Raw genomic sequence first — 21988 nt, forward strand, 5'->3', positions numbered from 1 at the left:
CCTGCGCCGGAATGACGGGAATGAAGGCTGAGGCAGGCTGAAAATCTTGTTGCAACTTTGCGGATTGACGTGATCGAAGCCCGCTTCCACGACAGCATCGAACGCATCCCTGCCGAAGCATGGGATGCGCTTCGTCCCGACGACAACCCCTTCGTTTCGCACGCCTTCCTTGCACTGCTCGAACGCACCGGCTGCATTCGCCCGGATTGGGGCTGGCAGGCTCATCACCTGGGGCTTTACGACGACGGCACGCTCGTTGCCGCCGCACCGCTCTACCTGAAAGGCAACTCGCACGGCGAATTCGTCTTCGACTGGAGCTGGGCCAGCGCATGGGAGCGCGCGGGTGGCGACTACTACCCCAAACTGCTCAATGCCGTGCCCTACTCGCCCGTGCCCGGCCCGCGACTGCTCGCCGGCAACGATGCACACACCAGTGAACGACAGCAGGCGTTGACGACTGCCATGCGCACCTTCGCGGAGCGCATGAATCTCTCATCCGTACACGCCAATTTTCTGCGCGACGACGAACTTGCAGCCTTCGAAGGCGAATGGCTCGATCGATCGGATGTGCAATTTCATTGGCACAACCGCGGCTATGCCGACTTCACCCAGTTCCTTGCCGCGCTCAATCACAAGAAGCGGAAAAACATCCGACAGGAACGCACGCACGTCGCACAGAGCGGACTATCCATCGAGATGCGTAGCGGCAACACGCTCGACAAGGATGAGTGGCGACGCGTCCACGCGTTGTACGAAGCCACCTTTGACGCCAAGGGGAATCATGCCGCGCTGACCCGTTCGATGTTTCTCGGGCTGGCCGAAACCCTGGGCAACGGCGTACAGCTGGCGCTTGCACGTCACGATGGCCTTATCGTCGCCATGGCCCTGTTCCTGCAAAGCAGCGACACGCTGTACGGCCGTTACTGGGGTGCGGAGGTCGACGTACCCGGGCTGCATTTCGAACTGTGCTACTACCAGGGCATCGAACACGCGATTGCCCGCGGCATTCAACGTTTCGAGCCAGGCGCGCAGGGTGAGCACAAGCTGGCTCGCGGATTCCTTCCCGTACGCACGCATTCGCGCCACTACCTGGTGAACACGAGTTTCCGCGATGCGGTGCGCCACGCGCTGGCACGCGAGGCCGAGGGCATGGACGACTACGCGCAGGACCTGCTGCAACACAGCCCCTACGCGCACACGTCGTCGCCCTGATCCTTCAGCCCAGCGAAATGCCGGTCACCCGGCCCTCGTTGTCCAGCTCCACGCCAAACTCCAGGTAGTTGCCGGGGCCAAAACGAATCACGTAGTCGTTCCAGGCCTTGTCGTTGTCCTTGCGCCGCCCCTTGAAGATGAAAGAGGAAGGCTCGCCAAACGGCGACACCTGCTTGGCCAGACGTTCGGACAGACCCGAGGCCATCTTTGTCTTCAGTCGTCCAGCGAACATCGCCGGGTCTTCATTCCCTTTCTGCATTTGCGCGAACGCCTTGCGCGCGGTCGCGGTGACAGCGGCGTCTTCACCAGCCGCCGGCTTGCGTGCCGCCGCGGCAATATCCGGATACAACGCCTCGAACGTGGCCGTGACCAGCATCTGGCCCGGTTCCGGATTGTCGCCGTTGTTGGTGAACGCGATGACCTGGATGCCCTGCTTCGGGAAATACTGGTTCGACGTGGTGAACCCGAACGAACCGCCGGTGTGGCCAATGCGCGGCTGGTCGTCCAGCGTGTCGACGAACAGGCCCAGGCCGTAGTCATTGCTGCCGTCCACGGGCTTGGTCATCAACGCATAGTCGGCGGCATGGACAATCTTTCCGCCACGAAGCGCGACGTTCCAGCGTTCCAGGTCATCCACCGTGGAGACCAGGACGCCCGCCGCCCAACCGACGGTAGCGTGGATGGTGGGCGCGGGTTCCAGCTTTCCGTTCGCATGGCGATAGCCCTTCGCCATGCCCGCCAGATGGGATTCGTCGTCCACGGTATAGGTATGGACCATGCCTGCTGCGGCCAACAGGTGCGTCTTCACATAGCCGAGGTAGGACTCGTGCGACGTCACCTCGATCACACGCCCCAGTAGCGCGTAGCCGCTATTGGAGTACGACCAGCGACTGCCCGGCGGGAAATCAAGCGGCTTGTCCTTGATGCGCGCCATGATCTGATCGAACGTGGCCGGCTTCACCGCCCACTGCTCCACGTCCGGCCCGTCCAGATATTCCGGCATGCCGCTGGTATGCGACAGCAACTGCTTCAGCGTCACCTCCTTGGCATGCGGCGCATCCGGCAGGTAGGTGGCCAGGGTGGCGTTGATGTCGAGCTTTCCGGCCTCCTGCAGCTGAAGGATGGCCGCGGCAGTGAACTGCTTGGTGATGGAGCCGATCTCGTAATACGTCGACACCGTGGCCGGCGTCCTGCGTTCGCGATCGCTCAGGCCATAAGCGTGCTGATAGACGAGGTTGCCGTCGCGGTAGATCGCGAGGGTCGCGCCGGGCGTTCCCGTACGTTGCAGCACCATGTCGGCATCACTGTCGATGCGCTTGGCCAACGCCGGATCAAGACCGGGTGACGACGCCATGGCCGCCGGTGCAAGAAGTGCCAAACACCACAAGAAGCGACGCCGCATGCCTGATCCATCGGTTTGTGAAGGAAGGGGCATGCTAACCACATCGCCATGCCAGTAGCATGTACCACGACTCCCGCATGCGCTTTACCCCGCCCACCCCATGATTCGACTGCCCCTGCTCGACGCGACCAGGCCGGAGCACTTTCCTGATCCGCGCAAGGCACTGGACGATCCGAACGGCCTGCTGGCGTTCGGTGGCGACCTGTCGCCGCGCCGGCTGCTGGCGGCGTACGCGCAAGGCATCTTTCCCTGGTTCAACGAAGACGAGCCGCTGCTGTGGTGGTCACCCGATCCGCGCTGCGTGTTCCACACGGAAGCGCTTGTGCCCAACCGCAGCCTGCGCCGACGACTGGCGCAGGTGGATTGGCACGTCACCATCGATCACGCGTTTCGCGACGTGGTGGAGGCATGCGCAGCACCACGCCCCGGACAAAGCGGCACGTGGATCGTGCCAGCCATGATCGATGCCTATGCGCGGCTTCACACCATGGGTTATGCGCACAGTGTGGAAGTGTGGGAACAGGACCGCCTCGTCGGCGGCATCTACGGCATTGCCGTGGGGCGCCTGTTCTGTGGCGAATCCATGTTCAGTCGCGAAAGCGGCGGTTCACGCGTTGCCATCATGGCGCTCGCCAAAGTGCTCCGGCTGTGGGACTTCCCGTGGATCGACGCCCAGGTGACGAATTCGCACCTGTTGCAACTGGGCGCGCAGGAATACCCGCGTACGCAGTTCCTTCGCACCGTCGCCCAACTCACGCAGCTACCGGGGCAGCTTGGCAACTGGTCGTCGTTCACGCACCTGGCACAACTGACCGATTCCATTGCCGACCGCTAGGCGTTCGCGGAAACGCACCGTCACGCCATCGTGGTGATGAAGCCCCATGCGGTCAGCAGATCGTGCACGCCATTGATGGCGAACTGCACGCCAATGCATACCAGCAGGAAGCCCATCAGGCGCGCCATCGCATCGATGCCGGTTTCGCCCAGGAACCGCATGATGCGCGTCGCGCCACGAAGGCAAAGCCAGAACACCACGGCAAACAACACGATGGTGGTAAACACCACGGCGTGAACCATGGGCGTGAGCTTGCCATCGGGAATGGACGACGCCGCGCTGATGATGAAGGCAATGGTGCCCGGCCCTGTCGTGCACGGCATGGTCAACGGAATGAACGACACATCCGGCAACCGGGCGCTGGATTCCTCACCCGCCATTTCCGCCTGCACTTCGTCTTCGGCGGCGCGCGCGGGAGGAAACAGCATGCCGAAGCCGATGTAGCTGACGATCAACCCGCCCGCCAGGCGCAAACCCGGAATGGAAATGCCAAAGCCGCCGATCACCGCATTGCCTGCGTAGAAACAGATCAGCAGCACGACGGTGACGTACAGGGTGGCCCGGTTGATCTGCCGGTTGCGTTCCGCGTCGGGGTAACGCCCGGTCAATGCCAGCAATACCGTGGCACTTGTCAGTGGATTGGCGATGGGCAGCAGGCCCAGCAACCCGAAGGCAACGTAATCGAGGAATTCGATCATGAGCATCCTTTTCCGCGGCACGGCTCAAGACTAACCGGTCAAGCAGCCCTGCAGACAGCACGAACGCTCGTCAATCCACCGCCAGCTGCTCGAGCCCAACCGCCTTGATCTCGTCGTAGTGCTCAAGAAACAAGCCCACGACACTGGGGTCAAGCTGACCGCCCGCGGCATTGCGCAGGTAATCGACGACTTCCATTTCCGGCCATGCCGGCTTGTACACGCGCGGAAAGCTCAATGCATCCCACACATCCACCACGCTGAAGATGCGTGCCGCCAGCGGAATCTCTTCACCCTTGAGGCCCTGCGGATAACCCGTTCCGTCCCAGCGCTCGTGATGCGAATAGGGAATGTCGATGGCCGGACGCAGGAACGCCGTGCGCATCAACAGGTCGCGACCCAACGCCGGATGCGTGCGCATCAAGGTCATCTCGTCCGGTGTCAGCGGACCGGGCTTGATCAATACCGAATCCGGCAGCGCCAGCTTGCCGATGTCATGCAACAAGGCGCCGAACCGCACATGACGGAGCGCATCGTCCTCCATGCCGACACGGCGGGCGAGCGCCACGGTCATGCGCATCACCCGCTCGGAGTGGTCGCGTGTTTCCTTGTGGCGCACGTCCATCGCGGACACCAGCGCACGCAGCGATTGTTCGTTGCCGCTCAGCAGCAGGTGATTGAGGCGATCCATGCGCCGCACGACGCGGCCGATCAGCCAATACAGCAATGCGCCCGTGACCACCACATAAAAACAACCCTTGATGGTGTGCCAGAAGCTGAGCGTTCGCTCGTCCAGGTGAAGGGAAAGCAGCAGCCGATCGGAGAACAGCACCCACAGCAACGCCACCGATACATAGATGGCAACGATGCGAATTTGAGGTTTGACCGTCACCGCGCCTCCCATCGACGTCCACTGCACGCCCACCACGCACAGGCGGCCAGAGCATACCTGCCCTGCGCCCTGCGTACTGCGATGGCAGTCGCCGTGTTCAGGCGTCTTCCGGCTCGATCAATACATCAACGAACTGCCCTGCCCCCAATCCGGCAGCCGCTGCGTACGATTCCTCGAGCTGCAACCAGAACGTGCCGGACCGCTCGACGACGGCACCCCGGAAATCCCGTCCATTGACGCTGCCGCGCACGCGATGACCGTGGCCGCATTTCCATAGCGGCCTCGCTGGCGTGGACCATTGGCTGACTGGATCAAACGGCAGCGGCACCAGCCACGGCCGGTGGTCGCTATGTACGGTGGCGCGAAACGCTACGGCGCGATGCCTGTTCATCCCCGTCCCCCTGACGTGCCCCGGCCAAGAAGATAACGGAGGCGGGGCGTCCGGTGTGAGGGTGAATGGGTTCTTTGATCGACTGGACGTCCAAACCGGCGGTCCGCAGGGCGCCCACCCAGCTCCCGAGGGTACGGAAATACCAGGGCGCCGGCTGGCTGAAGCCCTCGCCACAGCCCACCCAGGAGCCCTCCCGCCAGCCATCGGCATAGGGCTCGATGCCGGCCATGAGGGGGTGAAGGGTCTGGATGACGAGCACACCGCCCGGCGCCAGCAACCCGGGCACGGCCGCCAGCAGCGCATCGACGGATGCGCCACCCAGCAGGGAGAAGTTGCAGACCACCACGTCGGCACGCTCCGCCAGCCTGCCAGCAGCCACGTCGTCGTAGGACGCCACGCGGAACTCGCCTCCACCCTGCATCCTGGCGGCGTCGATCAACGAAGGAATGGCGTCGATGCCGAGCACCTGCACGCCGTTGGCGGCGAGTGCGCGAGCCAGCCACCCTTCGCCGCAGCCCAGGTCGATCACCGTGCGAGGCGATTGTCCGAGCACGGCGTCAACGATGGCCTGGTCCGTCACCAGCCTGCGGCTTTCGATGCGTCCTTCGCGCACGGCGCGTTCCCACGCCTGCGCATTGTCCTGCCACGCATCGAGAATCAACGTCTCGCTGGCAGCCACGGACCGGATCAGCCCGCGCGACTGGTGTATTTGGACGCGACGTAGTTGTCGAGAATGCCGATGAACTCGTGGGCGATATTGTCGCCACGCAAGGTCATGGCCTTCTGGCCATCGATGAACACGGGAGCCGACGGCGCCTCGCCGTTGCCCGGCAGCGAAATGCCGATGTTGGCGTGCTTGGATTCACCTGGACCGTTCACCACGCAACCCATCACGGCCAGCGTAAGGTTCTCCACGCCGTCGTACTTCACGCGCCACAACGGCATCTGTTCGCGTACGTGGTCCTGCACGGTGCGCGCCAGCACCTGGAAGAACTCGCTGGTGGTGCGGCCGCAACCGGGGCAGGCCGTGACAAGCGGCGTGAAGGCGCGCAGGCCCATGGTCTGCAACAGCTCCTGCGCCACGATGACTTCGCCGGTGCGCGAGGCACCCGGTTCGGGCGTGAGCGAAATGCGGATGGTGTCGCCAATGCCTTCCTGCAGCAGCACGGAAAGCGCCGCCGAAGAAGCGGTGATGCCCTTGGAACCCATGCCGGCCTCGGTAAGGCCCAGATGCAAGGCGTAGTCGCAGCGGTCGGCGATGTCGCGATACACCGCGATCAGCTCCTGCACGCCCGACACCTTGCACGACAGAATGATGCGATCGCGCGGCAGGCCGATATCTTCAGCGCGCCTGGCCGAATCCAGCGCGGAACGGATCAATGCCTCACGCGCAACATGCGCCGCATCCCACGGTTCGGCTCGCCCGGCATTCTCGTCCATCAGCGTGGCGACCATGCTCTGGTCGAGCGAGCCCCAGTTGGCACCGATGCGCACCGGCTTGTCGTAACGCAGGGCCATCTCGATGATGGAGGCGAACTGCGCGTCCTTCTTCTTGCCAAAGCCGACGTTGCCCGGATTGATGCGGTACTTGGCCAGCGCCTCGGCGCAGGCAGGCTCCGCTTCCAGCAGCTGATGACCGTTGTAGTGGAAGTCGCCAATGATCGGCACGTCCACGCCCATCATGGCGAGCTTGTCGCGGATGCGCGGCACCGCGGCGGCGGCAGCCGGCGTATTCACGGTAATGCGGACCAGCTCCGAGCCGGCGCGCGCCAGTTCGGCGATCTGCTTGGCAGTACTGGCCGGGTCTTCCGTATCCGTATTGGTCATCGACTGCACCACGATGGGTGCACCGCCACCCACCGTGATCTTGCCGATCTTGACGCCGACACTGGGACGGCGCGGGGCGGAATGGGCGTGACGCGGAGAAGAAGTGGTGTCGCTCATGAGGGGATCGCGCTTGAAGGGACGGCAACGGACGAAAGGATACCCGAAGCGCCCTGCACGCCCTAACACGCGTCGCACCGCGCCGCGCGATGCGGCAAAACCGCACATTGGAACCACTCCTGCTTCTTGAACGAGGATCATGAAGCCATCCCCACGATGGACCCTGGAGTTCCCCATGCTTCACACCTCCTGCCAGGACGGCACCCCGCGCATGGCGCCCTCCACCTCCTGCGCCGGCTGCGGTCACGCGGCCGTCTGCCAGGCCAGCGGCTATGACCGCCCGGAACTGTCAGGATTGCGTCATATAGCTGAACGCGTGGGCCCGCTGCGTACCGGCGAATACCTGTATCGCCCCATGTCGCCGTTCCGCGCGCTCTACGCGGTACAGACCGGCATGGCCAAGACGGTGGCCGTGGATGTGGCCGGGCGCGAACAGGTACTGGCGTTCCACTTGCCGGGCGAAGTGATTGGCCTGGACGCGATGGAACGCGAGATTCACGACAACGCCGTCGTGGCACTGGGCAAGACGCAGTTCTGCCGTTTCCCCTATACCGCCGTACGGCAGGTCTCCCAGCAGCAGCCGGACGTGCCGTGGCATCTGGTGCAATCGGCAAGCCAGCGGATTTCGCGCCTGCAGCTGAGCAGCGGCAACTACATGGCGGAGGAGCGCTTCGCGGCATTCCTGGTCGACCTGCGCGATCGCCGTGCGGTGCTTGGCCTTCCCGCGGATTACCTGCCGCTACCCATGTCGCGTGCCGACATCGGCAACCATCTTCGCCTGACCACGGAAACCGTCAGCCGTCTGCTGGGCCGCTTCCGTCAGCGCGGCTGGGTTCGTGCGGATCGCGAAGGCCTGCACGTACTCGACTTGCCGGCCCTGCGCGAACAGGGCGCCTCATTGCTGCTGCACTGAGGCGCTACACCGCGTTCGTCCTGCGCAGCGCGGCTTTCAGCAGGCGCTGCAGCAGGCGGTCGCGGATGCCGTGCGGGTGCGTGAGATCCATGCGAGCCAAGGCCTCGTCCTCACCACTCACGGCATCGCCGGGCGCCAGCATGGCCTTGAGGATGTCGGACTTTCCCCGCCAGCTGGTGCCACGCTGCTTGAGCCAGTTGAGTGCCGGAAGCAGTCGTTGCTCCACCTCGGTGAAATCGCTGCCGAACGGAAACGCGGGCAGCTGCCCCTTGGATTGCCAGGGCGCCAATGCTTCCCGCAGTTGCTCCGGCCGGTTATTGCGCCAGCGCTCGGGCACCTGGAAATCCGCGGCCAGCTTGCCGTGCGACTTGGCCTCCGCGCACAGCGCATCGATGAAGCGTGCATCGGTAATGGACAGCATCGCCTCGATGCATTCGCTGTCGGTCTTGCCGCGCAAATCGGCCACGCCGTATTCGGTAACAAACAAGTCGCGCAGATGGCGCGGAATGGTGGTGTGCCCGTAGTTCCAGCGGATGTTCGTCTCGACGCCACCACGCCCCTGCCGCGTGGAACGAAGCAACAGGATGGATCGGCCGTCCGCCAGCTCGTGGGCCATTGCCACGAAGTTGTATTGCCCACCCACGCCGCTCACCACCTCACCGTCCTCCAATCCATCGGAAACGGCGGAGCCCAGCAGCGTGGCCATCATGCAGGTGTTGAAGAAGCGTGCGCCGCGCCGCTGCAACGTGGCCAGCATCTGGTGATCGCCATACAGCTGGTTGACGTTGGAGACACGGCACATGTCCAGCGCGTCCGGATCGGCAGCGTCCAGCTCGCCAATCCACCGGTACAGCTCGTGCGAGCCCAGGAAGAACGCGCCGCGAAGGTAGTGCCCGCCGGGGGTTTCCGGGGAGATGCGGCCACTGGCTGCGGCGCGCTCCAGCGCCATGTTGTCCCACGCACGACGCTTGAGGATGCCTGCGCGTTGCAGGTGCATGAAGCCGTCCATCACCATTTCGCTGGCGCCGTAGAGACCCGCGCGAAGTGGCGCCAGGCCACCCAGTCGCGCGGCCAGCGCATGCGTTCCGCCGCGCGGGTCCAGCGCGACCAGCGCACGACGCCACTGCGTGTTGTCTTCCTGCCGCCAGCGCAACCCGTAAACCAGCGCGTCGGACAACGCGCCGATGCCGATCTGCAGGCAACCGCCATCGCGCACCAGCGCGCTGGCATGGATACCTAGCGCGTATTCGGTCACATCGATCGGCTGACGGGGCACGGCGAACAACGGCGGCGCCTTTTCCGTGCGCAGTTCGACATCGAAGTAATCGCTCTTCACCTCGGCGTGCCCGGTGATGTACGGCAGGTCCGGATGCACCACCGCCACGCACAGTGGCCGGGGCTTGCCGGCCTGCACCACGCGGTCGATGAAGTCGAAGGTAAGGTCGGGGTTGCACGAAAGGCTGTAACGCACGCCATCGGGCGTTTCACGACGCGCCACGAGCTGCACGAGCAGGTTGATGTCCTGCACGGCAAGGTCGCGCGCCACGTGCGTGTAGTTCTGGCTGATGTAGTTGCGCTGCGCACTGCCCGAATGCAGCAACGCGCCGGACTGCATGTAGAACTCGTGCACCGCCACGTTCGACGGTAACTGGTTGCGTGCCTGGTCGATGGCGTATTCGGGGTCCACCGCATCGACGCCGAAATGGCGCTCTACGAACGGACCAACGAATCGCGCCTCCAGGCCCGGTGCGGGCCGGGGCCGTGTCAGCGACAGCGCCGTATAAAGCGCGAGCGAACGGGACGTGTCGGCGCGGGTCAGCCGGTAGATCGCATTGAGCAGGTCATGCGGCTTGCCCAAGCCAAGCGGCGCGGCCACGCGCAGATCCGGGCCGATGCGTTCGGCAATCTGCTGGGCGCAGGTGTCGGCGTCGGTGTGACATTGCTCAGGTGACATGGAGCCCGCATGACCGTGACGATGCCGCGTATTGGAGACATGCCCCAAGTGAATACGGCTTGAAGACGCCCCGAAGCCATGTCCTACACTCAGGCCATGAGCCAACCCGCCGCATCCACCCACGCCCGCCTTCTCGCCGAACAGGCATTGAGCCGCGCCGCCGGCGCACCGCTGCTTTCCGGCAACCACGTTGAGCTGCTGATCGATGCCGCCGCCCACTACGAGGCATGGCTGGCAGCCATCCGGGGTGCGCGCGAGCGCGTGCTGCTGGAGAACTACATCATCCGCGACGACGACGTGGGCCGCGAATTTCGTGCCGCCTTGGTGGAATGCGCGCAGCGTGGCGTGTTTGTCGCGGTGGTGTACGACTGGCTGGGCTGCAAGGGCCAATCCCGCGACCGCTTCTGGGCACCCTTGCGTGCCGCTGGCGGCCAGGTGCGCGCGTTCAACCCGCCGCAGTTCGGGCAGCCGTTTGGCTGGGTGAGTCGCGACCACCGCAAGCTATTGGTGGTCGACGGAACTCACGGGTTCCTTTCCGGTGTATGCATCAGCGAAAAGTGGCTGGGCGATGCGTCACGCAACGTGGCGCCCTGGCGGGATACCGGTGTCGCCCTGCATGGCCCCGCCGTGGCCGAGCTGGAGCTGGCATTTGTCGAAAGCTGGGGAAGCATTGGTACGCCGCTGCCGCCCTTGCCGGCCATGGCATCCCAGGAGGAAGCGGGTACGGTCGCGCTGCGCGTGATTGCGACTCAACCAGCCACCGCAGGCATGTACCGGCTCGATCAACTGATCGCCGCCATGGCACGCAAGACGCTGTGGCTTACCGATGCGTATTTCATCGGCGTGGCGCCCTACGTGCAGGCACTGGCCGCCGCTTCGCGCGATGGCGTGGATGTGCGCCTGCTAGTACCTGGCAGCAGCGATATCCCGGCGGTGGCGGGCATGTCCCGCTCGGGTTACCGGCCCCTATTGAAGGCTGGCATCCGCGTGTTCGAGTGGAACGGCTCCATGCTCCACGCGAAAACGGCCGTCGCCGACGGACTGTGGGCGCGTGTCGGGTCATCGAACCTCAACATCGCCAGCTGGTTGAGCAATCGCGAGATCGATGTGGCGGTGGAAGACACAGGCTTCGCCAACCAGCTGGCCGCGCAGTACGAACGCGACCTGGAGAACGCCACCGAGATCGTGCTCGCCCCGGGCCGCTGGCGCCGCCATGCCGACCACGTGCAAAGCAACACCCCGCCACCGCAGCGCGCGCGCCACGTCGGCGGCAGCTCGGGCCGCGCGGCGGCAGGTGCGCTGCGCATCGCCAACACGGTAGGCGCAGCACTCACCGATCGCCGCGTGCTTGGCGACACCGCGACGATGCCACTGGTGATCGGCACGGTCGCCCTGGCGGCGCTCGCCGTGGTCGCCATCCTCTGGCCCGCCGTCATCGGGTGGCCTATCGCCGTGCTGGCGTCGTGGTTCGCGCTGAATTTCGGTGCGCGTGCCTGGCGACTGCGCCAACGCTTCCGACAGCAGGTGAACGAGCTGGACGATCCCGCCTGAGCGGCAATCAATCAATAAATACAGTCAGATAGCCGTCATGCCTTAGGTCGTGACTGCGCTTGATGGGCCAAGCAGATGTAATCCCAGCATTCGACCGACGAATCTCATGATAGGCTCCGTCCTTCATGCGCTCGCCCGACGACTACAGCAACGACCAGGCCGGTCCGCCGCCGCGCCAGATCCTGACGCCCAGTACGCTCAACCGACTGGTGCGGGATCTGCTGGAAGACGCGCTGCCGCTGATCTGGATCGAAGGTGAGCTGTCCAACGTGGCGCGCCCTGCCTCGGGGCATATCTATTTCACGCTGAAGGACGCCGGCGCCCAGGTGCGCTGCGCCATGTTCCGTCCCAAGAGCACCTGGCTGAAGTTCCGCCCGGCGGACGGCATGCATGTACTCGTCCGCGCCCGTGTGGGTCTGTACGAACCGCGCGGCGAATTCCAGCTGGTGGCCGAACACATGGAGCCGGCGGGCGAAGGCGCGCTGCAGCGCGAATTCGAACAGCTCAAGGCGCGACTGGAAGCGGAAGGCCTGTTCGATCCCGAGCGAAAGCGTGCCCTGCCCCGCTATGCACGACGCATCGGCGTGATCACGTCGGCCACCGGCGCTGCTATCCGCGACGTGCTCAGCGTGATGGAACGCCGCTGGCCGCTGGCGGAAGTCGAAGTATTGCCCGTACCCGTGCAAGGCCGCGAGGCGCCGCCGGCCATCGTGCAGATGTTGCGCAAGGCGTCGGCCAGCGGCAGGTACGACGTGCTGCTGCTGACGCGCGGCGGTGGCTCGCTGGAAGATCTCTGGGCGTTCAACGACGAACAGGTGGCGCGAGCCATCCACGCAAGCGCGGTGCCCGTGGTATCGGCCGTGGGCCATGAGATCGATTTCAGCATCGCGGATTTTGTCGCGGACCTGCGCGCACCCACACCCTCCGCTGCAGCCGAACTCCTGGTACCGGACGCCGCAGCCCTTCGTCGTCACTTGCACCAACTTCAACAACGACTGGTGACACTGGAGCAGCGACGCCTGCAGGCCCGCATCCAGCGCGTGGATCATCTGTTCGCACGGCTGCAGGCCCAACGCCCGCAAGCTCGCCTGACACGCGACCGCGAACGCCTGACGCATCTTCAGCGTCGATTGCTCGGCGTGCAGCGCGAACAGACGCAACAGCGACGCAGCCAACTCGAACGCGCCCATGCGCGACTCGTTGCACAACACCCGCGCTTGCGGTTGATGCTGCTGAAACGCCAGCTTGCCGAATTGAACCAGCGCCTGCGCAACACCATCGAGCGCAAGGTGGAACGCGACCGCCTTACCTTGCAGCAAACGGGTCGTGCGCTGCACGCCATCAGTCCGCTCGCCACCCTGGAACGCGGCTACTCAATCCTGTTCGATGCCAACGGCAAGGTCGTGCGCTCCGCGCAAGGTGTCGATGAAGGCACGCCGCTGCGTGCCCGCCTCGCCGATGGCGAGCTGCCGCTGGTGGTAACCCCCAAGCGTTCCTCGCCGAAGAGCTAGTGCGACGCAGGGGCATCGCAGCTCACGCGGCGTGAACGATGCCTATCGCATGCTGCAAGCTTACCTGCGAGGAGCCAGGCATGAAGGCAGCGCAACTGTTCGTAAAGGCTCTGGAAGCCGAAGGCGTGCATCGCATTTTCGGCGTACCAGGCGAAGAAAACCTGGACTTTGTCGAAGCGCTGCGCGACTCCCCCATCGAACTCATCGTGACCCGCCACGAACAGGCCGCCGGCTTCATGGCGGCCACTTGGGGACGGCTCACCGGCGAAGCCGGCGTGGCGCTTTCCACCCTGGGGCCCGGCGCCACCAATCTGGTCACCGCCGCCGCTTACGCGCAGCTCGGCGCGATGCCCATGCTGATGATCACCGGGCAGAAGCCCATACGCGAACACAAGCAGGGCCTGTTCCAGCTGGTCGACGTGGTCGACATGATGCAGCCGCTGACGAAGTACACGCGGCAGATCGTGTCGGCCTCCACCATCCCGGCCCGCATTCGCGAGGCGTTCCGTCGTGCGGAGGAAGAACGCCCCGGCGCCGTGCACCTGGAGCTACCGGAAGACATTGCGCGCGATACGGTGGAAGAAGCCATCCTGCTGCCCACCGAATACGCGCGACGCCCCGCACCGGACGACGCCGCGCTGGTGCAGGCCGCCGAGGCCATCAGCCGCGCCAGGCATCCCATCCTCATGATCGGCGCCGCCGCCAACCGGCAACGCACCACCGTGGCGCTGCGCGATTTCGTCGACAAACTCGGCATCCCGTTCTTCACCACGCAAATGGGCAAAGGCGTCATCGACGAGGATCACCCGCTGTGGCTCGGCAATGCAGCACTCTCCGATGGCGACTTCGTGCATCGCGCGATCGACGCGGCGGACGTGATCATCAATGCAGGCCATGACGTGGTGGAGAAACCGCCCTTCCTCATGCGCAAGGGACGACGCACGGTCATCCACATCAACTTCTCCAGCGCGGAAGTGGACGCCGTGTACTTTCCGCAGATCGAAGTGGTGGGCGACATCGCCCATACCATCGAGCGCCTGACCGATGCGCTGCAAGCGCAGGCGCACTGGAACTTCAGCTATTTCGATCGCGTGCGCAACGCCTTTCACGAGCAACTGAAGTTCCACGCGCGCGATGATCGCTTCCCGATGCACCCCGTGCGCATCGTGGACGACACGCGCCGCTTCATGCCCGACGACGGCGTGCTGTGCCTGGACAACGGCATGTACAAGATCTGGTATGCGCGCTACTACCGCGCACGCCAGGCCAACACCGTGCTACTGGACAACGCGCTCGCCACCATGGGCGCAGGCCTTCCCTCCGCCATGGCGGCGAAGATGGTCTACCCCGAGCGCAAGGTGCTGGCCATCTGCGGCGACGGTGGCTTCATGATGAACGCGCAGGAGCTGGAGACCGCCGTGCGCCTGAAGCTGGATCTGGTGATCCTGCTGTTGCACGACGATGCCTACGGCATGATCCGATGGAAGCAGGCCGAAATGGGCTATGCCGACTTCGGCATGGTGTTCGGCAACCCTGATTTCGTGAAGTTCGCCGAAGCGCACGGCGCGCACGGGCACCGCCCTGGCAGCGCCGATGAATTCCTGCCCACGCTGGAACGCGCATTCAATGCCGGCGGCGTGCATCTGATCGATCTGGCCATCGACTATTCCGATAACCACCGCATCCTCAACGAAGAGATACCGCGGCTCAGTGCAGCCGTCTGACCGCTTACGCCCGGAGCCATCCATGCTTGCCAAGAGTTACCCCTACTACCTTGCCAACCAGCCACAGACGTCCAAGGAAACCATGGACGTGCTGGACAAGTTCAGCGGCAAGGTAGCCACCAAGGTGGCCGTGCCCGATGCGAAGGCCACCGAAAAGGCCATTGCCGCCGCGGTGAAAGCCACCGTTCCCATGCGCGAATTCAAGCCCTGGGCAAGGCAGCAGGTGCTGCAGCATTGCGCCGAGCGCTTCAAGGAGCGTCGCGAAGAACTGGCCTATGCGCTGTGCGTGGAGGCGGGCAAGCCCATCAAGGATTCGGATGGCGAAGTCACGCGCCTGATCGAAACCTTCACCATCGCCGCCGAGGAAGCGGTGCGCACCAACGGTGAAACCATCAACCTGGAAATCGCCAAGCGATTGGACGGCTATCATGGCTACACCAAGCGCGTGCCGCTGGGCCCCGTGTCGTTCATCACGCCGTTCAACTTTCCGTTGAACCTTGTCGCCCACAAGGTGGCACCAGCTATCGCCGCGGGCTGCCCGTTCGTACTGAAGCCCGCCGAGCGCACGCCGATTGGCGCATTGATCATCGGCGAGGTGCTGGCCGAAACCGACCTGCCCAAGGGCGCGTTCTCCGTGCTCACGCTCGATGGCAAGCACGCCAACCCACTGGTGGAAGATCCGCGCTTCAAGCTGCTGTCGTTTACCGGCAGCCAGATTGGCTGGGACTTGAAGACGCGTGCCGGCCACAAGAAGGTGACACTGGAGCTGGGTGGAAACGCAGCGTGCATCATCGATGCCGACCAGGCACCGAAGCTGGATTACGTGATCGATCGCCTGGTGTTCGGCGCGTTTTATCAATCGGGCCAAAGCTGCATCAGCGTGCAACGTATTTATGTGCACGAGTCGCTGTACGACGAACTGAAGAAGCGCCTGGTCAGCGCGGTGAAGAAGCTCAAGGCAGGTGACCCCAAGAAGAAGGACACCTTCCTCGGCCCCATGATCGACGAAGCCGCCGCCGAACGCCTGCACGGCTGGATCGAAGATGCACGCAAGGGTGGCGGCAAGGTGTTGTGCGGCGGCAAGCGCAGCGGCGCCATGCTGGAAGCCACGTTGATGGAAAACGTGCCCACGGACGCCAAGGCCAACCGCATGGAAGCCTTCGGCCCGTTCGCCCTGCTCGCACCGTTCAAGACCTTCGACGACGTGGTCGCCATGGTCAACGACTCTGATTACGGCCTGCAGGCCGGCATCTTCACCGACAGCCTGTCCAACGCCATGCGCGCCTGGAACGAACTGGACCAGGGTGGCGTGGTAGTGAACGACGTCCCCAGCTTCCGCGTGGACAACATGCCGTATGGCGGCGTGAAGCTGTCCGGCATTGGTCGCGAAGGAGTACGCTGGGCGATTGAGGACATGACAGAACTGCGTCTCATGGTGATGCGCGAGCGCTGATTCCGTCACCGGAATCGCCAGCCCAAAGGCCTGTTACATAGCCGTAGCAGGCCCCCTGGGACCGCCCCTGGCTTGTCACCTTTCTGTCTTGCGCGGGTGTTTAGCTTGCGCGAGACCGACCATGAGGGCATGTCATGCAGACCGAAGCCGCTGTCGTCTCCACCGCACCATCACGCCCGGGATCCGGTCGCATCTTTGCCCTTGTCTTTGGTGTGATCCTGCTGATTGGCGCGGGTTACGCTGGCCTGCATCTCGTGCAAGATCTTTCGGCCGTCCGTGCCCAGTCCATTGGCCCCTTCGTATTGCTGGGCGTCGCACTGCTGATTGCGCTGGCCTTCGAATTCGTCAACGGCTTTCATGACACCGCCAACGCGGTGGCCACGGTGATCTACACCAACTCCATGCCGGCCAACCTGGCAGTGATCTGGTCGGGTGCCTTCAACTTTCTCGGCGTGCTGCTTTCTTCCGGCGCGGTGGCCTTTACCGTGGTGTCGCTGCTGCCGGTGGAACTGATCCTGCAGGTGGGTGGGCAGGCCGGCTTTGCCATGGTGTTCGCTCTGTTGATCGCGGCGATCCTGTGGAACCTTGGCACCTGGTATTTCGGCCTGCCCAATTCCTCCTCGCACACGTTGATCGGTTCGATCATCGGCGTAGGCCTGGCCAACCAGCTGATCTCGGAACACACCGGCACCAGCGGCGTGAACTGGGATGCCGCGATGGGCGTGTTCCGCGGCCTCGTGTTCTCCCCCATCGCCGGTTTCCTGCTGGCCGGTCTTTTGATGCTGCTGCTGAAAACGCTGGTGAAGATCCCCGCGCTTTACCGCGCACCAGAAGGCAAGAAGCCGCCGCCGTGGCCCATCCGCGCCCTGTTGGTGCTGACCTGCACGGGCGTGAGCTTCAGCCACGGCTCCAACGACGGCCAGAAGGGCATGGGCCTGATCATGCTCATCCTGATCGGCACGGTGCCCACGGCGTATGCATTGAATGGCGCCGTTTCCGGCGGCCAGGTAAAGACGTTCCACCAGGTGTCGGTGGATGCGCAACACGTGCTTAGCAGCCTGCCCGGCAACGCGACGTTCGACGGCGACCCGCGCGCCACCGTCACTGCCGCCGTGCAGCAGCGCACGGCGCAGGCCACCACCGCACCGGCACTGGCCCTGCTGATCGGCGACATCAATCGTCAGGTGGGCGATCGTCCCTCGCTGAAGTCGGTGCCGCCGGAGCAGATGGGCAACGTGCGCAATGACATTTACCTTGCCAACGCGGCGATTCCGCTGGTTCTGGCGGAACCGGGCCTCAGCAAGGAGCAGACCGCCACGCTCACCAGCTGGCGCGGCCTTGGCACGCAGGCCATCCAGTTCATTCCGCCGTGGGTGAAGGTGGCCGTGGCGCTCGCGCTGGGCCTGGGCACCATGGTGGGCTGGAAGCGCATCGTGGTGACGGTGGGCGAAAAGATCGGCAAGGAACACCTGACCTACGCGCAGGGCGCATCCGCCGAACTGGTGGCCATGAGCCTGATCCAGGCCGCCGACATGTACCACCTGCCAGTCAGCACCACCCATGTGCTTACCTCCGGCGTGGCCGGCACCATGGCGGCGAATGGCTCGGGCCTGCAATGGTCCACCGTGCGCAACCTGCTGATGGCATGGGTGCTGACCCTGCCCGCCTCCATCCTGCTGGCCGGCGGTCTCTATATTGTCCTCCGCCACCTCTTCTAAGCGTTAGACGGAGCGGGCGCCCCGGCGCGCGCCCGGGATCGCTGGCGAACGGCAGCAGCGGGCCGGTTGAGCGGTCATCTTCACGCGCCTCTTGTAGCGTCGCGTCTCAGGCTATTGTTCAATCATGTCGCCCGCCCATGCGGGATTTAGCCGTCGCGTCCCTACAAGGAGCTTGCCGGATGCACGCAAAGACCGCCCTTTGGCTTGCGGCGCTGTTGTTGACCACCTCTGCGCTTGCGCAACAGGCACCTGTTTCATCCAGCACGGCGCCCGCGCCGGCAGCACCTGCGCGCGCGGTGGATCTGCAGACCATCACCGTCCGTGGCGAACAGCCCGGACCGGCCCTGTGGCAAGTGCGTCGCGGCGATCATGTGCTGTGGATCATCGGCACCATGTCGCCGCTGCCCAAACATGCCGAGTGGCAGTGGACCAAGCTTGAAGCGGCACTGGGCCGTTCCACCGAGCTGCTGGAAGCGCCATCGGCCCGTTTGAGGATGCCGCCCAGCCTGTTTTCGCGCCTCGCGCTGCAGCCGTCGGCCAAGCTCAATCCGGGCGGCGCCACGCTGCAGCACCTGCTGCCACCGGATATGTACCAGCGCTGGCTCGTACTGCGTCACCAATACCTTGGCGATGACGATGCACTGGAATTTCAGCGCCCCATCATCGTCGCCCAGCAGCTCTACGAAAAGGCCATGGCCGCCGAGGACCTCACCAACGATGTCGACCTGGAAAGCATCGTGGAAAGGCTGGCGCGCAAGCACGGCACGCGACTGATCGGCGTGCGCTACGAGTTGCTGATCACCCACGCTCCACCCACCAAGACCGCCGACCAGGACCAGCAACAGGGCATCGCCTGCCTGGACGAAACCATGCACATGGTGGAAAACGACCTGCCCAAGCTCACCCAGCGCGCCAATGCATGGGCCACCGGCGACATGAAGACCCTGCAGGAACTGATGCCGCAGAAACGCTACGAGCCGTGCATCGTGGCAGCCATCAATGGCGATTTCGAACACCAGCTCAATATTCCGGACTTGCCGCAGCGCATCGAGGCGGCATGGATGGATGCCGCCGAACAAGCCATGGTCCGCAACCGCAGCACCGTGGCCATCCTGTCGATCGATCAACTGCTTTCGTCCGACGGCTACCTGGCGAAGCTCAAGGCCCGCGGATTCACCGTGCGCTCGCCCGACGAAATCCAGTAACGCCGTCCAGCCGTCCAAAACAAAGGCCGCGCCTCTTTCGAAGCGCGGCCTTTTGCTATCCAGCAATGACTGCTTACTTGGTGGAACCGTACAGTGCCGCCGCATCCGACTTGAACGACTCGGCGCTGCCCGGACGGCTGTAGAACATGTGGCCGCCCGGATACACCGAGAGCTTCACGCGCTGTGCCTGGCCGAACGTCGGCATCTGGTCGATGATCAGGCGCGAGGTGAAGAACGGGCACGACAGGTCGTTGTAACCGTGCACGATCAGCACCTTCATGTTCGGATCGTTGCCGATCGCCTTGCGCAGGTCAGCCACCGGCTTGTCATCGGCGTTGCCACGATCCCAGGCCTTGTTGACGGCGTAGGACAGCGCTTCGTAATGCGCATCCGTCTTCCAGCCCACTTCACGCGTCACGAAATCCACCATGGCGCTGGTGGTCGGTGCGAGCAGCGCTTCGAGGATCGGGTCGCCGGACTGGCGATCGGCCGAGCCAGGGAACGGATCGAACGCGGTGACGTTGGAGTCGTAAACGCTGCCGATCTTCTTCTCGTTGCGATGCACTTCGCGCAGGAAGGTGCCGATGTCGACACGACCATCCACGCGCGACACCACCGCCGGATCGAGGCCGGTGTACGCGGAAACCTTCTGCACGATGCGGCCCGTGGCACCCGGGTCGGAACGGCCTGCGAGGAAATCGGTGACGAACTGCGTGCGCACGTAGTTCTCGACATCCGTCATGGCTGCCGGCGTCAGTCTGCCCTGGCTTTCCAGGTGCGCGGCAGTCATCGACGGCAGGTTGATCATCCACGGCAACGGGGACAGCCCGTCGCCGTCGCCAATAGCGGCCGGATCGAGATACGGCGACACCATCACCAGGCCATTCACGCCCACGCCCATGCGCGTCTGCAGTTCATAAGCGATGCGCGGCGCGCGATAGCCGCCGTAGCTTTCGCCCATCACGTACTTGGGTGCGCGCAGGCGGCCGTTCTTCACCAGCCAGTCGTACACCACGCGCGAGAGGTACTTGATGTCGGCCTCGGTGGAATAGAAATCCTTCTTGGTCTGCTCGTCGTCTTCCAGCGAGCGCGAGAAGCCGGTGCCGACCGGATCGATGAACACCAGGTCGCTCATGTCGAGCCAGGTGTTGGGGTTGTCCTTGGTCACCGCGGCATCGGAAGGCGCATCGCCGTCCACGCCGAACTGGATGCGCTTGGGACCGATGGCGCCCATGTTGAGATACACCGACGATGCGCCGGGGCCGCCGTTGAAGGCGAACGTCACCGGGCGATGCGGATCGCTGCCCGGGACCACATAAGCGGTGTAGACGACATCGGCGATCTTCTTGCCCTTGTCGTTGCGCACGGTAATGGTGCCCACCGTGGCCTCGTAGGACACCGTGCGGCCACCGACGCGCACGCTCTGCTTGATGGTCTTGTCCGCCGGCAGCGGGGGCAGCTCGCCATCGGACTTCTTGTCGGCAGCCTCGGCCGCTGGCTTGGCATCCTTGCCTTCAGCGGCCATCGCCGCCCAGGGAGACAGCGCCACGCCCAATGCAAACACCGCCGCACACCACGCGGCACCACGCCCCACGCGGGCGGCACGACCTCGAACAGGCAGAACAGGATTCATCGACACTCTCACGCAAAGATCCACGGGAATCGGCCCACGGCAACGCGCGGGCGAAACGGCATAGATGAGGCAAGCGGCGAAACGCCACCAGTGCCGTAAGACAGGGGCAGGACCTTGCGACCGCCCCGGCAAACGCCCCGCGTCACGCCACCGGCGTGGCCACGACGTCGCCCTTGGGCCGCGCACCCATGATCACCAGCCACAGCACGAAGGCGACTTCGCCCAGCTGCAACGGAAAGGCCAGCTTGTCGATGATGTCTTCATAGGCTGGAAACACCACGCCTGACACGCACAGCGCCAGGTAGGCCAGACCATTGAGGATCAACCAGTAGCCCAGGAAACGCGGCAGGAAGCGCGAACGAATCACCAGCAGCGCCAGCGGAAACAGCCACAGGCCCCAGAACATTTCCGCGCAGGAAATCATTTCCCCGTGCAGGCGCAGGAACAGCGCCGCCAATGCGTTTCGCTGGGCCGGCTCAAAAGAAGCAAACAGATCGTTGCCCTGCACGACAAGAAGCGCCGCGGCGTCGTTGAGCACGTTGAAGAAATACAGTGGCGTATCCATGAAACCGAGCACGAACATCAGTGCCGCCAGTTTCTTGTCCACCCCCTTGAACAGGTGATAGAGGGTAAAGGTGAGGAACAGGCTGATCACGCCCGTGACCAGGTCACCGAACATGCCGAAGCGGAACAGCAGTTCGTGCGTCGCGATGTTGCCTACCGTCGCCGCGGGATCGCCATGGACGAAAAGCTTGCCGGGGATATAGATGAGTCGAAATGGCGCAACCAAAGTCAGCGCCAGATAGATCAAGCCTGCGATACGTGCATCCCGCTTGAGCGATGACATGGCCATTCCCTCCGGTACGCAACGAGTGTGTCACCCCATCGACAACCCGCCTACTGTCACCCGCCCACGACCTTTCCCGCAAGAATGACCTTTGGGTCACACCGCCTG

The 21988-nt window shown here is 64.2% G+C and carries 18 protein-coding genes; 9 read left to right on the forward strand and 9 right to left on the reverse strand.

Features of this window, described 5'->3' with window-relative positions; genetic code table 11:
* Positions 1–69 precede the first annotated feature (69 nt).
* Complete coding sequence (locus DK366_RS11830) at positions 70–1212, forward strand: GNAT family N-acetyltransferase (protein ID WP_109125852.1); 1143 nt, start codon at positions 70–72, stop codon at positions 1210–1212.
* A gap of 4 nt (positions 1213–1216) precedes the next feature.
* Here the strand turns inward: DK366_RS11830 and DK366_RS11835 are convergent, their stop codons facing one another.
* The gene (locus DK366_RS11835) at positions 1217–2614 is read right to left on the reverse strand and encodes a serine hydrolase domain-containing protein (RefSeq protein WP_157956509.1); all 1398 of its coding nucleotides are present in this window, start codon (positions 2612–2614) and stop codon (positions 1217–1219) included.
* A 100-nt stretch (positions 2615–2714) separates the two neighbouring features.
* Here DK366_RS11835 and aat point away from each other — a divergent pair, with 100 nt between their 5' ends.
* Entirely contained in the window at positions 2715–3449 is a 735-nt protein-coding gene (gene aat, locus DK366_RS11840) for a leucyl/phenylalanyl-tRNA--protein transferase (protein WP_109125767.1), read from the forward strand.
* Positions 3450–3469: 20 nt separating this feature from the next.
* On the opposite strand, the gene DK366_RS11845 is transcribed toward aat, so the two are convergent.
* From DK366_RS11845 to ispG, 5 genes are all read right to left on the reverse strand, one after another.
* Positions 3470–4147, reverse strand: coding sequence for a MarC family NAAT transporter (locus DK366_RS11845; protein ID WP_109125853.1), 678 nt, complete (start codon positions 4145–4147; stop codon positions 3470–3472).
* A 70-nt stretch (positions 4148–4217) separates the two neighbouring features.
* Positions 4218–5036, reverse strand: coding sequence for an HD domain-containing phosphohydrolase (locus tag DK366_RS11850; RefSeq protein WP_198651523.1), 819 nt, complete (start codon positions 5034–5036; stop codon positions 4218–4220).
* A 97-nt stretch (positions 5037–5133) separates the two neighbouring features.
* On the reverse strand, positions 5134–5427 hold the full coding sequence (locus DK366_RS11855) for a DUF1905 domain-containing protein (RefSeq protein WP_109125768.1): 294 nt from the start codon (positions 5425–5427) through the stop codon (positions 5134–5136).
* Positions 5384–6106: a class I SAM-dependent methyltransferase gene (locus DK366_RS11860; protein WP_109125769.1), complete on the reverse strand. Its 723-nt coding sequence runs from the start codon at positions 6104–6106 to the stop codon at positions 5384–5386. The genes DK366_RS11855 and DK366_RS11860 overlap by 44 nt, the downstream gene beginning before the upstream one ends.
* Positions 6107–6114: 8 nt before the next feature.
* The gene (gene ispG, locus DK366_RS11865) at positions 6115–7371 is read right to left on the reverse strand and encodes a flavodoxin-dependent (E)-4-hydroxy-3-methylbut-2-enyl-diphosphate synthase (protein WP_109125855.1); all 1257 of its coding nucleotides are present in this window, start codon (positions 7369–7371) and stop codon (positions 6115–6117) included.
* A 175-nt stretch (positions 7372–7546) separates the two neighbouring features.
* Here ispG and DK366_RS11870 point away from each other — a divergent pair, with 175 nt between their 5' ends.
* The gene (locus DK366_RS11870; protein WP_198651524.1) at positions 7547–8284 is read left to right on the forward strand and encodes a helix-turn-helix domain-containing protein; all 738 of its coding nucleotides are present in this window, start codon (positions 7547–7549) and stop codon (positions 8282–8284) included.
* Between the two features lie 4 nt (positions 8285–8288).
* Here DK366_RS11870 and DK366_RS11875 read toward each other — a convergent pair whose 3' ends face one another.
* Positions 8289–10238 (reverse strand): acetyl-CoA hydrolase/transferase C-terminal domain-containing protein, encoded by a 1950-nt coding sequence (locus DK366_RS11875; RefSeq protein WP_109125771.1) that lies wholly within the window; start codon positions 10236–10238, stop codon positions 8289–8291.
* Between the two features lie 78 nt (positions 10239–10316).
* Here DK366_RS11875 and DK366_RS11880 point away from each other — a divergent pair, with 78 nt between their 5' ends.
* The 6 genes from DK366_RS11880 to DK366_RS11905 all read left to right on the forward strand — a co-directional run bounded on the left by DK366_RS11880 (position 10317) and on the right by DK366_RS11905 (position 19400).
* On the forward strand, positions 10317–11789 hold the full coding sequence (locus tag DK366_RS11880; protein WP_232821019.1) for a phospholipase D-like domain-containing protein: 1473 nt from the start codon (positions 10317–10319) through the stop codon (positions 11787–11789).
* Positions 11790–11914: 125 nt separating this feature from the next.
* A complete protein-coding gene (xseA, locus tag DK366_RS11885; protein ID WP_109125773.1) occupies positions 11915–13300 on the forward strand; it encodes an exodeoxyribonuclease VII large subunit in 1386 nt (461 codons plus the stop codon).
* Positions 13301–13380: 80 nt separating this feature from the next.
* Positions 13381–15024, forward strand: a complete 1644-nt coding sequence (locus tag DK366_RS11890) for an acetolactate synthase large subunit (protein WP_109125774.1) — start codon at positions 13381–13383, stop codon at positions 15022–15024.
* A 22-nt stretch (positions 15025–15046) separates the two neighbouring features.
* Positions 15047–16477, forward strand: coding sequence for an aldehyde dehydrogenase family protein (locus DK366_RS11895; RefSeq protein ID WP_109125775.1), 1431 nt, complete (start codon positions 15047–15049; stop codon positions 16475–16477).
* A gap of 134 nt (positions 16478–16611) precedes the next feature.
* Complete coding sequence (locus DK366_RS11900) at positions 16612–18195, forward strand: inorganic phosphate transporter (protein ID WP_198651525.1); 1584 nt, start codon at positions 16612–16614, stop codon at positions 18193–18195.
* Between the two features lie 179 nt (positions 18196–18374).
* Positions 18375–19400, forward strand: coding sequence for a TraB/GumN family protein (locus DK366_RS11905; RefSeq protein WP_157956510.1), 1026 nt, complete (start codon positions 18375–18377; stop codon positions 19398–19400).
* 73 nt (positions 19401–19473) lie between these two features.
* Here DK366_RS11905 and DK366_RS11910 read toward each other — a convergent pair whose 3' ends face one another.
* The gene (locus DK366_RS11910) at positions 19474–20925 is read right to left on the reverse strand and encodes a peptidase S10 (RefSeq protein WP_232821025.1); all 1452 of its coding nucleotides are present in this window, start codon (positions 20923–20925) and stop codon (positions 19474–19476) included.
* A gap of 250 nt (positions 20926–21175) precedes the next feature.
* The gene (locus tag DK366_RS11915; protein ID WP_109125858.1) at positions 21176–21880 is read right to left on the reverse strand and encodes a DUF4386 domain-containing protein; all 705 of its coding nucleotides are present in this window, start codon (positions 21878–21880) and stop codon (positions 21176–21178) included.
* Positions 21881–21988 lie beyond the last annotated feature (108 nt).

The organism is Dyella sp. C11, from assembly GCF_003121485.1.
Lineage (GTDB): Bacteria > Pseudomonadota > Gammaproteobacteria > Xanthomonadales > Rhodanobacteraceae > Dyella.

Coding starts and splice junctions, on each gene's coding strand:
- DK366_RS11835 (WP_157956509.1), bottom strand. CDS start 2,614: ATGCGGCGTCGCTTCTTGTGGTGTTTGGCACTTCTTGCACCGGCGGCC.
- aat (WP_109125767.1), top strand. CDS start 2,715: ATGATTCGACTGCCCCTGCTCGACGCGACCAGGCCGGAGCACTTTCCT.
- DK366_RS11845 (WP_109125853.1), bottom strand. CDS start 4,147: ATGATCGAATTCCTCGATTACGTTGCCTTCGGGTTGCTGGGCCTGCTG.
- DK366_RS11855 (WP_109125768.1), bottom strand. CDS start 5,427: ATGAACAGGCATCGCGCCGTAGCGTTTCGCGCCACCGTACATAGCGAC.
- ispG (WP_109125855.1), bottom strand. CDS start 7,371: ATGAGCGACACCACTTCTTCTCCGCGTCACGCCCATTCCGCCCCGCGC.
- DK366_RS11870 (WP_198651524.1), top strand. CDS start 7,547: ATGCTTCACACCTCCTGCCAGGACGGCACCCCGCGCATGGCGCCCTCC.
- DK366_RS11875 (WP_109125771.1), bottom strand. CDS start 10,238: ATGTCACCTGAGCAATGTCACACCGACGCCGACACCTGCGCCCAGCAG.
- DK366_RS11880 (WP_232821019.1), top strand. CDS start 10,317: ATGTCCTACACTCAGGCCATGAGCCAACCCGCCGCATCCACCCACGCC.
- xseA (WP_109125773.1), top strand. CDS start 11,915: ATGCGCTCGCCCGACGACTACAGCAACGACCAGGCCGGTCCGCCGCCG.
- DK366_RS11890 (WP_109125774.1), top strand. CDS start 13,381: ATGAAGGCAGCGCAACTGTTCGTAAAGGCTCTGGAAGCCGAAGGCGTG.
- DK366_RS11895 (WP_109125775.1), top strand. CDS start 15,047: ATGCTTGCCAAGAGTTACCCCTACTACCTTGCCAACCAGCCACAGACG.
- DK366_RS11900 (WP_198651525.1), top strand. CDS start 16,612: ATGCAGACCGAAGCCGCTGTCGTCTCCACCGCACCATCACGCCCGGGA.
- DK366_RS11905 (WP_157956510.1), top strand. CDS start 18,375: ATGCACGCAAAGACCGCCCTTTGGCTTGCGGCGCTGTTGTTGACCACC.
- DK366_RS11910 (WP_232821025.1), bottom strand. CDS start 20,925: ATGGCCGCTGAAGGCAAGGATGCCAAGCCAGCGGCCGAGGCTGCCGAC.
- DK366_RS11915 (WP_109125858.1), bottom strand. CDS start 21,880: ATGTCATCGCTCAAGCGGGATGCACGTATCGCAGGCTTGATCTATCTG.